Here is a 13,742-nt window from a genome sequence, read left to right on the forward strand (position 1 = left end):
GGTGGTGCTTGCTTGCGATTGGCGGGCGAGGGCGAAGAGGTGGTCGCGTTCGGCGTCGTCGAGTTGCAGGGCGACGACCAGGGCGTCGAGGACGCTGTCGGAGGCGCCGGCGAGGTTGCCGCGTTCCATGCGGACGTAGTAGTCGACCGAGACACCGGCGAGCATGGCGACCTCTTCGCGGCGCAGGCCTTTGACACGGCGGTTGCCGCCGTACACGGGTAGTCCGCTCTGCTCCGGGGTGATGCGTGCGCGCCGGGTGCCGAGGAACTCGCGGATTTCGGTGCGCAGGTCGATCGAACTCATGAGTCCACGGTAGGCAGTGGCCGCCGGATGTGGGAGGTACTGGCAGTACCCGGAACGTCCGTGACTTCCCGGGCTGCCGGAATGGGGGTCAACTGGATGGCATGAAAGCGACGTACATGTTCGGCGCGGGCGATGTCCGCGTCATCGATGTTCCTGATCACACCATCCAGTCCTCGACCGACGCTCTGGTACGGAACGTGCGGGCCTGCGTATGTGGCAGCGACCTGCATCCCTATCACTCCATGGACGTCGATCCCGACGGCAGATCGATGGGCCACGAGTTCATCGGTGTCGTCGAAGCGATCGGTTCGGATGTGAGGACGTTGCGGGTCGGTGACTTCGTCATCGCACCGTTCGCGGTGTCGTGTGGCACGTGCGTGTTCTGCGCCGCGGGTCTGCAAACCTCGTGTGTGCGCGGCGGGTTCTGGAATGACACCTCGTTGGGCACGGCGGGTGGTCAGGCCGAGGCGGTCCGGGTGCCGCTGGCCGACGGCACGCTGGTGAAGGTGCCGGTGGGCGAGGATGCCGACGATGCGCTGCTCGACTCCTTGCTGACGTTGTCGGATGTGTACGGCACCGGCTGGCATGCTGCGGTCCGCGGCGGTGTCGGCGAGGGCAGTGTCGTGACGGTGATCGGTGACGGGGCGGTGGGATTGTTGGCGGTGCTGTCGGCCCGCCGGCTCGGTGCCGAGCAGATCGTGTTGATGGGGCGGCACCAGGTGCGCACCGATCTCGGCCGTGAGTTCGGTGCGACCGATGTGGTTGCCGAGCGCGGCGAGGAAGGGATCGCGAAGGTTCGTGAGCTGACCGGCGGACTGGGCAGCGCGGTCGTCCTCGAGGCGGTCGGTCACCGGCCCGCTTACGATCAGGCCGTTGGCGTCGTCCGCGCGAGCGGAGTGATCAGTCGCGTGGGTGTGCCCCAGTACGAGGACGCGCCCGTCGGGTTCGGGAGCCTGTTCGGGCCGAACATCACCCTGACCGGTGGTCCGGCGCCGGTGCGCGCCTACATCGAGCAGCTGCTTCCGGCAGTCCTGGACGGCACCGTCCAGCCGGGGAAGGTATTCGACCGGACCGTCGGCCTCGGTCAGACGCCGGAGGGCTACGCCGCGATGGATTCCCGCGACGCGCTCAAGGTCGCGGTCCGGCCGTGACCACAGCTTTTCCGGTCGCGCCACGGCCACCCCGACCGCGATACTGGGAATCATTCTGGCGAGCTATTTCATGGTGCTGCTGGACAACTCGGTGATTTTCACCGGGTTGCCGAGCATCCGATCCGGGCTCGAACTGTCACCGGCGGCGCTGTCGTGGGTTCAGGACGCTTACACTCTGGTCTTCGGTGGCCTGCTCCTGTTGGCCTCCCGCGCGGGGGACATCGTGGGGCGGCGCCGACTGTTCAGGATCGGTCTCGCGATTTTCGGTACCGCGTCCTTGCTCATCGGGCTCGCGCCGGCGGGATGGTGGATGATCGCCGCCCGCGCGGTGCAGGGAATCGGTGCTGCGATCGTCGCACCGACCTCGTTGGCGTTGATCACGACCTACTTCGACGGCGAGGCCCGCAACAAGGCCATTGCCTGGTACGCCGCAACGGCCGGAATCGGCGCCAGCCTCGGCCTTCTGGTCGGAGGTGCGCTCACCGAGTGGATATCCTGGCGAGCGGCGTTCCTGGTCAACGTCCCGATCGCGGTAGCCGTGATCGCCTGGTCGCGCACGGTGCTCGTGGAAACCCCACGTCGAACCGGACGGTTCGACGTAATCGGTGCTGTCGGTGCGACACTCGGTATGGGTGCCGTGATCTTCGGGATCATCGAATCCCCCGAGACCGGTTGGGGATCGGCACGGGTACAGATCGCTCTGGCACTCGGGGCTGTCCTGCTGATCGGATTGGTCGTTCACGAGGGCCGGGTGCAGCAGCCGATCCTGCCGCTACGGTTGTTCCGCAGTCGCGAACGCAGCGGCGTCTATACCGCTCGGCTGCTGTACCTCGGGGCGATGATCGGGTTCTTTTACTTCACCACCCAACTGCTCCAGGACGGGTTCGGCTTCTCCCCACTGCAAGCTGGACTCGGCTTCCTGCCGATGACCCTCGTCAACTTCGTCGTCGCGCTCATGGTTCCCCGGCTGAGCGCCCGGCTGTCGAACGAGACTCTCCTCGCTACCGGGACGGCGCTGACTCTGGCCGGCATGGCATGGCTGAGTCGCATCGACACACTCGATACGTATCTCGTGGACGTTGCACTCCCGATGATCCTGGTGGGCGCCGGGCAAGGCTTGGCGTTCGGGCCGCTGACGAACGCAGGAATCGCCGGTGTCGATTCGGCGGACGCCGGCGCGGCATCCGGACTGGTCAACACAGCGCACCAACTCGGAATGGCACTCGGGTTGGGCGTCCTCGTCGCACTCTCGGCAAACACAGGCAGCAACCTCGACGGACCGGCGGCGGTGACCGACCACGTCGGCACCGCGCTCACCGGCGGCACCGTACTGCTCGTCGTCGCGCTGGTCGTCGTCCTCACGGTGATCGTGCCCGCCGCACGGCACCGCGGTTCGGGTTCGGCTCTGCACCGACCCGCCGCATGAAATCCGCTGGTCGAACCAGGTACTGCCGGTACCTGGTTCGACAGGCACTCCCAGCGCGCGCTGACCGAACCTAAGGTTGAAACATGACCATCCCCCAATTGACCTTGAACAACGAAATCACGATGCCGGCAGTGGGTTTCGGTGTGTACCAGACGCCGCCCGATGACACCGTTGCAGCGGTCGAGGCGGCCTTGGAGGCCGGATACCGGCACATCGACACCGCCGCTGCTTATCAGAACGAACGCGAGGTGGGCGAAGCCATACGTCGTTCGGGCATCGATCGCTCGGACATCTTCGTCGAGACCAAGATCTGGATCACCGACTACGGCTACGACGCGACGCTGCACGCCTTCGACAAGAGCGCGCGCAAACTCGGAATCGATCAGATCGACCTGCTGATTCTGCACCAGGCACTGCCCGGCGAGTTCACCCTCACCGTCGAGGCCTACACAGCGCTCGAGACGCTGCTCGCGGACGGTCGCGTCCGCGCCATCGGTGTCAGCAATTTCATGTCCGACCACCTCACGAGACTGCGGGACGAAACATCAGTGGTGCCGGCGGTCAACCAAATCGAGGTACACCCGTACTTCCGTCAATCCGACGTGCTCGCCGCCAACGCCGAACACGGGATCCTGTCCCAGGCATGGTCCCCGATCGGTGGCATCACCTTCTACCGCGACGGCTCCCACGGCTCCACACTCGACGATCCCACCATCGGGAACATCGCAGCGGCACACGGCAAGACACCGGCGCAGACGATGCTGAGATGGCACCTGCAGCAGGGCCGCCAGGTGATCCCGAAATCGGTCACCCCGTCGCGTATCACCGAAAACTTCGACGTCTTCGACTTCGAGCTCACCGCCGATCAACTCGCCGCGATCGACGCTCTCGACACCGGTGTGCGCGGCGGCCCGGAACCTGAGGACATCACCCGTGAGACATTCGGCCTCGAAATCCCCGAAGCCTGAGGAGTACGGAGAGCGACCCCAGTCAGCGAATGGTAGTGGCGAAAGTGCGTTTTGCGCCCGCCGCCCGCACCGCGTGGCATTCGCACGCCCACGGTCAGACCCTGCACATCACCGAAGGAACTGCCTGGGTACAGTCCCACGGCGGACAGAAGGTCGAAGCACACGCCGGTCAAACCCTCTACTGCCCACCGAACGAACAACATTGGCACGGAGCAAGCACCGACTCGTTCATGAACACCTCGCCATGCTCGACAACGCCGACGACCCGGCCACCACCACGACCTGGCTCGAGCACGTCACCGACGACGAACACCTGACGGGGTAGTGTTCCCTCGCCACCCGCCGCACCTTATCGAGGCCACAGATTTTCCATGATGTGTGCGACGTCCTGTGCGTTCATCGGTGCCGCATCGAGTCTTTCCGCGCCGGGCCGCAATCCCGCGATCATGACCGCGAGGATTCTGCGCCACCCGGTGTCGGTGACGCCGCGTGTCGTCCCGACGACGCCGCGGAGGGACCAGAAGATCAGGTCCAGGTCGGCGTCGGTGGCGTCCTCGCGGATGCGGCCGTGCTGCTTGGCTTGCGTCAGCAACTCGAACAGGATGCGTCGATATTCATTCCTCAGAACTGTGGTCTGATCGTCGTTCCACATGCGAGACAGGCATCCGCGGTTCGACGCCAGGATGGCTCCGCTGCCGTAGAGCACCTGCTCCAGCCCCGCGCCCTCCGGCGCGGACGCGGCATCACGGGCCAGGGCGAGGAAGTCTTCGAGCACCTGGCGAACCAGTTCACTGATCAGCGCATCTTTGGTGGGGAACCGGCGGTAGAGGGTGCCGATGCCGACGCCGGCGACCCGGGCGATCTCGTCGACGCCCACATCCAGGCCGCGCGCACTGAACACGGTCGCTGCCGCATCGAGTAGTCGTTGCCGATTCTCCGCGGCGTCGCGGCGCAGCGACTTTTCGCTTCCCTGAACGCTCACATCGGACGTCATTCGGATTCGCCGCCCACCAGCGTGCCTCCCGCAACCATCGCGAGTTCCGGGTGTCGCAGCTCGGGCGACCCTTCGAGGTTCGTGGTCTTGTCCCGCTTCACTGCCGGGATGAACAGGGCCGCAACGGCGCCGAGGCCAACTGCCACGCCCAGCATGACGAAGCCGTTGGTGTAGCCGGATTCCTGCGGAACCCCCGCGGAGGACGCCCCGGCGGTGACGACGCTGGCCATGCACGCAGCGCCCAGCGAGCCCCCGATCGTGCGGATGTTGGCGTTCATACCGCTCGCGACACCGGTTTGTTCGGGTGGCACCGCGGCGACGACAACGTTCGACATCGCCGAGAAGGCCAGGCCGAAACCGATCCCGACCAATGACGTGGCGAGGTAGATGTCCATCTCGGTGTCATGCAGAAGAGCCACCACGAAGTAACCGATCGCACTCACGATCGACCCTGCGATCAGCAGGTTTTTCGAACCCAGTCGAGCTGCCAGGCGGCCTGAGGCGAGTCCGAGCAGGAACATTCCCACGCTCACGGGCAGCAGCATCAGACCCGACTCGGTGACCGACGAACCAAAGCCGTATCCGGCCGACGCGGGCGTCTGCAGAAATTGCGGCAGGAAGCCGAACGCGGCGTACATGCCGACCCCCATCAGCAGCGCCAACAGGTTGGCGGCCCAGACGCTGCGGATTCGCATCATCTTCATGTCGATCAGCGGGTTGGCGGATCGCGATTCAACCACTACCCACGTCACCAAGATGGCCGCGGCGGTCACCAGCAGTCCGATGACGATCGGAGAGCCCCAGCCCCAGGTCGGTGCCTGACTGACACCGAGCAACAACGCGACCAGCCACCCGGACAGCAACAGTGCGGTGAGCCAGTTGATCCTCCCGGCAGTTCGAACGGGAGACTCGGGGACCAGGATCTGCGCGGCCAACCCCGCCAGCACGACCATGGTCAGCGGAATCCAGAAGAGCCAGTGGTAACTCAGCACGGTCACGATAGGACCGGCAAGGACGATGCCGAGACCTGCGCCGACAGCGGTGAGCGCGGCGATGACGCCAACCGCTCCCACCACCTTCTCCTGCGGGAACTCGTCGCGGATGATCCCGAACGCCAAGGGCAGCACACCGCCGCCGATTCCCTGGATCACCCGCGCGGCGATCATCACCGGCAGCGACGTGGCGAGGGCTGCGAGCAGCGACCCCGCCGCCAGGGCGACGAGTGCAACGACGAACAGTCGCTTCTTGCCGTGCATGTCACCGAGGCGTCCCATGACCGGGGTGAAGATCGATGCCGACAGCAGGTAGGCAGTTAGCACCCACGTGACGTCGGCCTGTGTCGTGCCCAGCGCAGACTCGAGGGTGGGCAACACCGGCATCAACAGTGACTGCAGCAGGGCAAAGGCACCGACACCAATAGTGAGAACGGCAAATGTCAGCTGATAGTGCGTCCGCAGCGAAGCGGTTTTCATGAATACTCCCAACAAAGCGGAGCGTTCACTCCGCATGCGGAGAATCTATCATTCGAAGCGGAGGGTCAGCGCGACATCGCCTCCGTTGTTGCCGCGATGCTTATTCGCGGACCCGCGTCACGACTTCGTTCAGCGGTGCCCGCGCAGTGCGGTAGTTGTTGGCCGGGTGGTCGGTGTCGGCGAAGCCGAACGAGATGCCGACCAGGATCTTTCGATCCGCCGGGATGTCGAAGTGCTCGCGGATGAGGGGGGAATGGCTGGCGAGCGCGGCCTGGGGGATTGCTCCGAGCCCGAGGCTCCGTGCCGCGAGTAGGAACGTGCCCACGTACAGGCCGGTGTCGACAGCCCCGTATGTCCCGTGCACCGCGTCTGTGGTGATGATCGCGACGTGCGGCGCGCCGAAGAAGCGAAAGTTCTCGAATGCCTGGCGGGCGGACGCTTCGCGGTCGCCGCGCTCCACGCCGACGGCCTGATACAGCTGCCAACCGCTGGCGCGTCGCCGCTCACGGTAGACGCCGCGGTACTCGGCTGGGGCATCGAAGTCGAACTTGGGCTGGTTGTTTCGTGCGCTGTTCGTCATTGCCTCGCGGAAGCGTTCCGTGGCCTCCCCGCTGGTCACGATGACCTGCCATGGCTGCGTATTGCACCACGATGCCGATCGTTGCGCGATGGTGAGTAGGCGATCGATCGTTTCTTCGGGAACCGGACGGTCCTGGTAGGCGCGGCAACTCCATCGGGTGGCCAGAAGATGCTCCAGGACGGTGGCCTCGTCCGTCGGGGCGGTGGTGATATCGGCTGACGCGGTCATGTTCGCAACATAGCACATAATGTATAAAATTGATTCGACTCGATGCCGGGTTCTCGGTCATCGAGAAGTCATGGGTGGGACGGGCCGCGACGTGGTAGAGGAATCATTGAGGCAACTCGGAAGCTGGAGTGGCGATGCCGAGACCTCCCGGGCCACTGGGGATTCCAGAGGCCCGGGAGGACCGCATCGGGCTGGTCAGTTCCCTTCGCAGTGAGCCCCCAGGTTCTCCCGGAAAAACGGGGTAGCTTCCGCCACGGCGTGGTCGACGTACTTCGGCACGTCGTAGAAGTCCATGTGGGCGCCCCCCTCGACGACCACCAGCTTCTTTGGGCTGCGGACCCGGCCGTGCAGTTCGGTGGACATCCACAGTGAACCGGCTTCGCTGCCCGCGACGATCAGCAGCGGTGCGGTGAACAGGTCCTCGACCAGATGGAACGCGTCGAACGTGAAGATCCGCGAGATACTCTTGGCGAACAGCTGCTTGTTCTTCGCGTTCGGGTGCTGCGCCCGCGGCGTGAGGTAGTAGTCGTGCGCCTCGACCAGGTCGCGCGGGGTGTTTTCGTCCGGCTGCTCCGGAACGTACGGGATGTACGCCGGGTCCGCCCCTTGGGCCTCGGCGGTCCTTCGAGTGGCGAAACCTCGCGATGGGTGCTGCGCGCTTCCCGGACCATCATGGATCCCTCCTCGGCGCAGAATCCTATCCGGCGGGGTCGAGCGGGACGGCCGTTTCGGCGGCGGTGGGGCCAACGCTGTCGGTCCCCTATACCGAGACGCGAGTCCCAGTCACGCAAGCGGGTACCGCCATGACTATGCGCGTGGCCTTGAACATGCTGAATGGTACGACGTTCTTGCGGTTACCGAAGCGCAGCAAGCGCAGTGGTCATGGTGACCGCGACGAGGAGCAGTATGTAACTGATTGCGTGCACACGGTCGGGCAGACGGGGTGGGCGCCGCCTGAGCGTGACGATCACCGGGAGTGCGCCGAGGAGGAGCGCCAGGGCCGCGGCCAGGTCGACGGAGCCGACCAGGGCGGCCCCGGCAGGCGATCCGGGACCGTGGCCGATGAGAAAGATCAGGGCCGCCGGCAGGCTGATGGCGAGGGTCAGTGGGTTTGCGAGTGCGGTGGCGACACCCATCCCCAGTCCGGAGCGGCGCAGGAGAGGCACCGTCATGACACTGCCGCCGACGCCGAGAAATGCTGCGCTCGCGCCGATCGGTAACCCGAGCGAGGTCGGTATGGCGAACCGTCGCCGAGAGTCGGTGTTGTGCTGCGCCGTCGGTCGGAAGAAGCCCGGTCGTACCAGGACATCAACGATCGTCCCGACGAGATAGGTGACGAATCCCCACTGGATGATTGCGCCGGGTACGAGCCGGGCAAGCAACGCACCTACCACGCCTCCGAGACCGAGAAGTGCAAGCAGGCGACGAGAGTCACGCAAGTGACGCAGCACCGCGCCGGAGGTTGCGGACGTGGCGACGGCGGCATTCACCACCATCACCGCTGCGGATGTTGCGACTGCGACCCGGGCGGCCGAGTCGCCGAGCCCTGCTTCTGCCCACAGGACGACCGGGACGGTCACGAACCCGCCGCCGAAACCGAACAGGACGGTGGTCAACCCGGTCACGAGGCCGATGAGAACGAGAACGAACATATCCACTCGGTCCAGTTCACCGTATCGGTGTAGCGGCGACAATCGAATATCAGTCGATTTCTTTCGAGAATCAGCCGGTAGGTTGGGTGTCGTGAGAAATGTCCCGCTCGGCGACGTCGACCGTATCGAGCGGGACGTGCTCCCGATCGCGACCGACTATCCGGCCGGCGTCGTGCTGGACTGGCACGAACACCGTCGTGCGCAATTCCTGTACGGAGCTACAGGAACAATGGTTGTCGAGACAGACAACGGCACCTGGACGGTCCCCACCGCGCAGGGTGTCATGATTCCTCCCGCCACAGGGCATCGGGTGCGGATGCTCGGCGTGAGTACGAGCAGTCTCTACATCGAACCAGCTGCGGTGCCGTGGTGGCCCACGGTGTGCGTCGTGGTCGAAGTGTCATCGCTGCTCCGCGAATTGCTGCTCGTCGCCGCCGATCTACCCGCCGAGTACGACCGCGACGGTCGGGAGGGTGCCATCGCGGCACTGCTGCTGTTCGAGCTGGCAACTCTCAGGTCGCTGCCCCTGCACCTGACGCTGCCCACGTCGGCCGACCTGGTCGCGTTGTGCCGTTCCTATCTCGGCAAGCCGGAGGTCGGCGTGACGAATGCCGAGTGGGCAGGCCGAGTGGCGATGAGCGAACGCGCCTTCACCCGGCGATTCCTAGGCGAGGTGGGGATCAGTCCGGCGGCTTGGCGCCTACGGGCCCGGTTGCTGGCCGCCATCCCGATGCTGCGCTCGCAGCCGGTGACTCGGGTCGCCTCGACCCTCGGTTACGCATCTCCGGCAGCTTTCTCCTTCGCCTTCAGCCGCGAGTTCGGAATGCCGCCGTCCGTGTCGGGTCGCCGCGAAGACGGTTCCGCGAACCGCTGAGTGGCGGGGCCCCGGCGGAGAAAGCAGCCGACCGGCGACGATGGTTGTCACATACTGTCGAAGATGCGTTGTTCCGGTACGCCGGCGTTCTGTGCTGCGGTAACGGCGTCGAGGAGGTCGTCGGTGAGCTGCTCGAAGGTGGCCGATCGGACCCGTTCGGGTGGTCGGTCGCTCGGGTGGGTGGTCAGAAAGCTGTCCAGCATGGCGCAGGTGTCGCGTACGTGTTCGAGCGCCCGGCGCTGGTCGTTGTTCATCGACGGTCCGGGGTTGGCGTCTCGTGCGGCGCCCTGGGCGAGCGAGCGTGGTCGACCGCCCTCAGCAGGTCGTGCGTGAGTCGCTTGTAGGTGGTGAGCCATCGGTGGTCGACGGGTTCGTCGCGCAGATACGCCGTCAGGGCGGTGGTGTTGTCGCCGGTATCCAACCATCGGCGTAGGTCGGTGGTGCGATCCTGGACGTGCTGTAACAAAGTGTGTGGCGAAACGGGCATCGAGTCTCCTCCGGTGTGGACTTCCCTTCGGCGAGAATGAATTTGGCGTTGCTGTGTGTTTTCCGAGGTCATTGTTACCCATACCGGTGCCCGGTGCCAGGTGTTCGCCGGTCTACACCCTTGGCAGGTCACTGCGGAGACCCACCTGAATGCCTGTGATCGCCGGTGCGGGGTTCCGTGCGTAGGTCGTGCCTGCGCCCGGCTGCCGACATCGGAAAACCCGGTCAACCCGGTACCGCCGCGGGGGTCCCGGGCGGACAATCGAGGGGTACATCACGGCCATGACCGAGAAGGAGTGGAGCGGTGAACCGAACCGAGCTGCCACAGACACTGCGGCGATCGTCGAAGGAGGTGCAGGCGGCCTTCGCGACGGCCCATGAGATGGCCGTTCGGCGGTACGGCGAGGGCGAGGAGGCCCAGCGAGCGGCGTACGGGGAGCTCAAACAGAGTTACGAGCTCGTCACCGATCACTGGGTGCCCAAGCAGGACTGATTCTGTCGGTGCCGCACTGGTCGCCATCGCGGTCAGCAAAGGAACGAGTGCGACACGAGTCGACAACGTCGACCGGAAATGCCGCCTGTTCCCGCGCCGGGCTAGGACAATTCCCAGGATGAGCACTCCCGACGACTGGAACGCGAACATCATTGCCGAATTCCGGGCACACCAGGGCCGAGTGGGTGGCCCATTCGAGGGCGCCCCGGTGGTGCTGGTTCACCACCGGGGCCGTAAGACTGGGCGCGATCGCGTGAGCCCGATGATGTATCTACCCGATGAGCAAGGTCCGGACACTATCTACGTCTTCGCTTCCAAGGCCGGTGCCCCGACCAATCCCGACTGGTACTACAACCTCGTCACCGCAGGCAAGGCAGAGGTCGAACGGGGCACCGAGCAGTTCCCGGTGACTGTCGTCGAGGTGACCGGTGACGAACGGGATAGGATCTTCGCCGAGCAGGCGCGCCGGTATCCCGGCTTTGCGGAGTACGCGGAGAAGACCGCGGGCATCCGGACGATCCCTGTGCTGGCGCTGCGCCGCGGGTGACCTCCATCAGATCGGGGCACGTTGCTGTCGAGCGTGGTCAGTCGGGGCGTGATTCGTCGAGCAGTCGTTCGAGGTAGTTCAGGTCCTGGCGGAGCATGGCGATCGCTCGCGCCGGACCTTCCGGGGTCGCCGCTTGCGGGTCCTGGTGGACCAGCGAGCGTACTGCCATGTCCGCAAGTTGCGTAGCGATGACTCGGTCGTCGACTGCGTTTCCCGGCTGATGCCACCAGGCGATCCAGTTGAGCATGCCGATGACGGCCAAGGCCGCGGTTCGCGGGTCGACCGGTCGCATCTCGCCGGTGCGGATACCGTCTTCGACGACCTGGATGAATTCCTTCAGCACGTGTCGACGGCTCTGCTCGTAGTTGCGCGAGATGTCTTCGGGTAGTTCGGCTTCCGATCGGACGATCAACTGGAATCGATCTGGGGCCTGCGCCTGATGCAGTGCGATGGCGGTGGCCATCTCGCGGAGCTTTTCCGTCGGACCCAGATCGGTGCGCTCGTTGATGGTATGCAGCAATGCGGCCGGTGTCTCAGTGCTCTCGCTGACCAGGCGGGAGAGGAGCTCGTCCTTGTTGGCCACGTAGTGATAGAGCGCCGGCCGTGTCAGGCCGGTTGCGTCGGCGATGTCCTGCAGTGTGGTGCTCGCGAATCCTCGTTCGGCAAACAGTCGAGTGGCTTGCTCGATGATCTGCTTTTCCACCAGCTCACGGCGAGGGTTGCTGCGGATGCCCGCGCTTTCGGTCGCAGCCTGATCGGTGGAACGGGATTTGCCCCGGCCTCGGGGTCGGCGCTCGTTCGCGGCCTCCTCGCTTGTCATGTCCGAAGGATAACCGGCGCCGGTCACCGGTCGCGTACTCATGTCGAGACCCGCAACCCGGAAAGCGCCGGATCAGCGTCCGACGTCGCCGGATCACGGAAGAACGCGAGGTGCATCCGTACGCTGGCCAAACCTGCTGCGACATCTGCGCGGCAGGAAGTGGGGGCCTCGACGACGACGACTGCGTCCGTGTGGTGACCGAGACGTTCGGCGAAATCGAGCCTGCTGAGCAGCGATGAGCGGGTGGATGGGCCGGTGAGCCAGAGAGTTCGCGCGGTTGGTGCAGTCTCGACGAGTGCGGTGGCCTCCGGGCCCCACGCGGAGTCGAAGTCGATGTCGAGCACTGTGGTGGTGGTGGCATCGCGCAGGTCCGCCGGTGCGATCCGATGCTCGAATCGGCAGTCACCGTGGTCGAGGGGTTGCCCGATTGTCCAGTCCGTGATGTCCGTGTCGGGGATCGCGTCGGCAGGCACGTCCGCGTAGCTCGCCAGGCCCTTCCGCACGAGCGTGGGCGCGGTGTCGTGGAATCGGTTGAGGCTGACCTTTCCGGCGCGGGTCATGTAGGCGATGAGCAGCTGTTCGACCGGAAGTGCCATCCTCTGGGGGAAGGACTCCCACCAGAGTTCGCTGCGGTGCGCGATGCGCTGGAGGTATTCGACGGCGGGGCGGCGAGCCCGTTCGTAGTCCGCGAGCGCGTCGTCGATGTTCGGGGAGGCGGTGAGGGCGTGGTCGAGTGCGATGGCGTCTTCCATGGCGAGCTTGGTGCCTGAGCCGATGGAGTAGTGCGCGGTGTGGGCGGCGTCGCCGAGGAGTACGACGTTGCCGCTGTGCCAGTGCTCGCACGAAATGGTGCGAAAGCGCGTCCACCGGGTGCGGTTTCCGATCAGCCGGTGGTGTTGGAGGGTGTCGGCGAACGCGTCCTGCAGGTACTCGAGGGCGAACCCGTCGCTGTCGGTGGGGGCGGTCCGGTCGGTGGAGACATCGAATCCTGCCCGCCGCCATGTTTCCTCGTCGGTTTCGATGAGGAAGGTGCTGCGGTCCGCGGCGTACGGGTAGGCGTGCGCGACGAAGGTGCCGTGCTCGGTGGTGACCGGAACGAAGATGGCGCTGGGGAGCGCGAAGTCGGTTCCACACCACAGGTAGAGGCCGGCGCCGGTGTCAATGCGGGGCCCGAAGGTGTCGGACATCTGCGTGCGGGTTGCGCTGTTGATGCCGTCGGCGGCGATGATCAGGTCCGCATCGAGCTCTGGTGCTTCACGCCGTTCGCCGAAATGTATATGCACCCCGGCGTTCTGGGCTTGTTGCTGGAGGACGGCGAGCAAGGTGGTGCGTGCGATAGCGAGGAGATCACCGTGTGCCAGCCGGGCGATCTGATCGCCGACCTGCATCGACATTTCGTGGGCGTGCGCGGCCGCCACAATGGCTTCGAGCGATGCCGGGTCGGCTTCCCGCAGGTTCCGCTGGGTGCGAGACGCCAGGCCGACGCCGAAACCGAATGTCTGATCCGGGGGGCTCTGTTCGTAGACGGTCACCTCGGCATTCGGATGGCTGCGTTTGATCAGCCTTGCGGCATAGAGGCCGCCCGGTCCACCGCCCAGTACTGCTACTCGCTCGAGATTCATGACGAACTCCACTCTCTGTGACGTACATGTCAATTATTCTACGTATACGTCGAAAGGTCAACTTGGTTGTCTCCGTGAGGGGACAGGGAATCGGCCGCCGCGTTCACGGACTTCGGGGCATGCCCG

General features: G+C 65.3%; 17 protein-coding genes and 1 pseudogene. 8 read left to right on the forward strand and 10 right to left on the reverse strand.

What is annotated here, in order from left to right; all coding sequences use genetic code 11:
• The coding region (locus G9373_RS35090) for a helix-turn-helix transcriptional regulator (protein ID WP_167119553.1) at positions 1-303 on the reverse strand (303 nt) is incomplete at its 3' end.
• 101 nt (positions 304-404) lie between these two features.
• Here G9373_RS35090 and G9373_RS35095 point away from each other — a divergent pair.
• From G9373_RS35095 to G9373_RS47870, 5 genes and pseudogenes are all read left to right on the forward strand, one after another.
• Positions 405-1,454, forward strand: a complete 1,050-nt coding sequence (locus tag G9373_RS35095; protein WP_167119556.1) for an alcohol dehydrogenase catalytic domain-containing protein — start codon at positions 405-407, stop codon at positions 1,452-1,454.
• Between the two features lie 40 nt (positions 1,455-1,494).
• Entirely contained in the window at positions 1,495-2,880 is a 1,386-nt protein-coding gene (locus tag G9373_RS35100) for an MFS transporter (RefSeq protein WP_167119575.1), read from the forward strand.
• Positions 2,881-2,963: 83 nt separating this feature from the next.
• Positions 2,964-3,848 (forward strand): aldo/keto reductase, encoded by an 885-nt coding sequence (locus tag G9373_RS35105; protein ID WP_167119560.1) that lies wholly within the window; start codon positions 2,964-2,966, stop codon positions 3,846-3,848.
• A gap of 29 nt (positions 3,849-3,877) precedes the next feature.
• Positions 3,878-4,012, forward strand: a pseudogene (locus G9373_RS46990) (cupin domain-containing protein); the annotation flags it as partial.
• A gap of 38 nt (positions 4,013-4,050) precedes the next feature.
• A complete protein-coding gene (locus tag G9373_RS47870) occupies positions 4,051-4,173 on the forward strand; it encodes a hypothetical protein (RefSeq protein ID WP_005569037.1) in 123 nt (40 codons plus the stop codon).
• A gap of 24 nt (positions 4,174-4,197) precedes the next feature.
• Here the strand turns inward: G9373_RS47870 and G9373_RS35115 are convergent, their stop codons facing one another.
• The 5 genes from G9373_RS35115 to G9373_RS35135 form a co-directional block, all read right to left on the reverse strand.
• Positions 4,198-4,842 (reverse strand): TetR/AcrR family transcriptional regulator, encoded by a 645-nt coding sequence (locus G9373_RS35115; protein WP_120661060.1) that lies wholly within the window; start codon positions 4,840-4,842, stop codon positions 4,198-4,200.
• Entirely contained in the window at positions 4,839-6,314 is a 1,476-nt protein-coding gene (locus tag G9373_RS35120; protein WP_054246926.1) for an MFS transporter, read from the reverse strand. Before G9373_RS35120 ends, G9373_RS35115 begins: the two co-directional genes overlap by 4 nt.
• 100 nt (positions 6,315-6,414) lie before the next feature.
• Positions 6,415-7,122, reverse strand: coding sequence for a nitroreductase (locus G9373_RS35125; protein WP_133986707.1), 708 nt, complete (start codon positions 7,120-7,122; stop codon positions 6,415-6,417).
• 195 nt (positions 7,123-7,317) lie between these two features.
• The gene (locus tag G9373_RS35130) at positions 7,318-7,869 is read right to left on the reverse strand and encodes an alpha/beta hydrolase (RefSeq protein ID WP_005569030.1); all 552 of its coding nucleotides are present in this window, start codon (positions 7,867-7,869) and stop codon (positions 7,318-7,320) included.
• Positions 7,870-7,976: 107 nt separating this feature from the next.
• Positions 7,977-8,774 (reverse strand): sulfite exporter TauE/SafE family protein, encoded by a 798-nt coding sequence (locus tag G9373_RS35135; RefSeq protein ID WP_054246929.1) that lies wholly within the window; start codon positions 8,772-8,774, stop codon positions 7,977-7,979.
• 91 nt (positions 8,775-8,865) lie between these two features.
• Between G9373_RS35135 and G9373_RS35140 the strand changes: the two genes are divergently transcribed.
• Complete coding sequence (locus G9373_RS35140) at positions 8,866-9,648, forward strand: helix-turn-helix transcriptional regulator (RefSeq protein WP_054246930.1); 783 nt, start codon at positions 8,866-8,868, stop codon at positions 9,646-9,648.
• Between the two features lie 47 nt (positions 9,649-9,695).
• Here G9373_RS35140 and G9373_RS35145 read toward each other — a convergent pair whose 3' ends face one another.
• Positions 9,696-9,902, reverse strand: a complete 207-nt coding sequence (locus G9373_RS35145) for a hypothetical protein (protein ID WP_005261917.1) — start codon at positions 9,900-9,902, stop codon at positions 9,696-9,698.
• A complete protein-coding gene (locus G9373_RS35150) occupies positions 9,899-10,135 on the reverse strand; it encodes a hypothetical protein (protein WP_005261916.1) in 237 nt (78 codons plus the stop codon). The genes G9373_RS35145 and G9373_RS35150 overlap by 4 nt, the downstream gene beginning before the upstream one ends.
• 303 nt (positions 10,136-10,438) lie before the next feature.
• On the opposite strand from G9373_RS35150, the gene G9373_RS35155 reads away from it, so the two are divergent.
• Positions 10,439-10,627: a ChaB family protein gene (locus G9373_RS35155; RefSeq protein WP_005261915.1), complete on the forward strand. Its 189-nt coding sequence runs from the start codon at positions 10,439-10,441 to the stop codon at positions 10,625-10,627.
• Between the two features lie 118 nt (positions 10,628-10,745).
• Positions 10,746-11,174 (forward strand): nitroreductase family deazaflavin-dependent oxidoreductase, encoded by a 429-nt coding sequence (locus G9373_RS35160; RefSeq protein ID WP_005569020.1) that lies wholly within the window; start codon positions 10,746-10,748, stop codon positions 11,172-11,174.
• Positions 11,175-11,211: 37 nt separating this feature from the next.
• On the opposite strand, the gene G9373_RS35165 is transcribed toward G9373_RS35160, so the two are convergent.
• Together G9373_RS35165 and G9373_RS35170 are read right to left on the reverse strand one after the other, a co-directional pair.
• Entirely contained in the window at positions 11,212-11,994 is a 783-nt protein-coding gene (locus G9373_RS35165) for a TetR/AcrR family transcriptional regulator (RefSeq protein WP_206033108.1), read from the reverse strand.
• Between the two features lie 38 nt (positions 11,995-12,032).
• The gene (locus tag G9373_RS35170; protein ID WP_167119567.1) at positions 12,033-13,616 is read right to left on the reverse strand and encodes an FAD-dependent monooxygenase; all 1,584 of its coding nucleotides are present in this window, start codon (positions 13,614-13,616) and stop codon (positions 12,033-12,035) included.
• Between the last annotated feature and the right edge of the window lie 126 nt (positions 13,617-13,742).

Source organism: Rhodococcus sp. A14 (genome assembly GCF_011603105.1).
Taxonomy (GTDB): domain Bacteria; phylum Actinomycetota; class Actinomycetes; order Mycobacteriales; family Mycobacteriaceae; genus Rhodococcus_F; species Rhodococcus_F opacus.

Coding starts and splice junctions, on each gene's coding strand:
- G9373_RS35095 (WP_167119556.1), top strand. CDS start 405: ATGAAAGCGACGTACATGTTCGGCGCGGGCGATGTCCGCGTCATCGAT.
- G9373_RS35120 (WP_054246926.1), bottom strand. CDS start 6,314: ATGAAAACCGCTTCGCTGCGGACGCACTATCAGCTGACATTTGCCGTT.
- G9373_RS35125 (WP_133986707.1), bottom strand. CDS start 7,122: ATGACCGCGTCAGCCGATATCACCACCGCCCCGACGGACGAGGCCACC.
- G9373_RS35160 (WP_005569020.1), top strand. CDS start 10,746: ATGAGCACTCCCGACGACTGGAACGCGAACATCATTGCCGAATTCCGG.
- G9373_RS35115 (WP_120661060.1), bottom strand. CDS start 4,842: ATGACGTCCGATGTGAGCGTTCAGGGAAGCGAAAAGTCGCTGCGCCGC.
- G9373_RS35170 (WP_167119567.1), bottom strand. CDS start 13,616: ATGAATCTCGAGCGAGTAGCAGTACTGGGCGGTGGACCGGGCGGCCTC.
- G9373_RS35145 (WP_005261917.1), bottom strand. CDS start 9,902: ATGAACAACGACCAGCGCCGGGCGCTCGAACACGTACGCGACACCTGC.
- G9373_RS35135 (WP_054246929.1), bottom strand. CDS start 8,774: ATGTTCGTTCTCGTTCTCATCGGCCTCGTGACCGGGTTGACCACCGTC.
- G9373_RS35165 (WP_206033108.1), bottom strand. CDS start 11,994: ATGACAAGCGAGGAGGCCGCGAACGAGCGCCGACCCCGAGGCCGGGGC.
- G9373_RS35105 (WP_167119560.1), top strand. CDS start 2,964: ATGACCATCCCCCAATTGACCTTGAACAACGAAATCACGATGCCGGCA.
- G9373_RS35150 (WP_005261916.1), bottom strand. CDS start 10,135: ATGCCCGTTTCGCCACACACTTTGTTACAGCACGTCCAGGATCGCACC.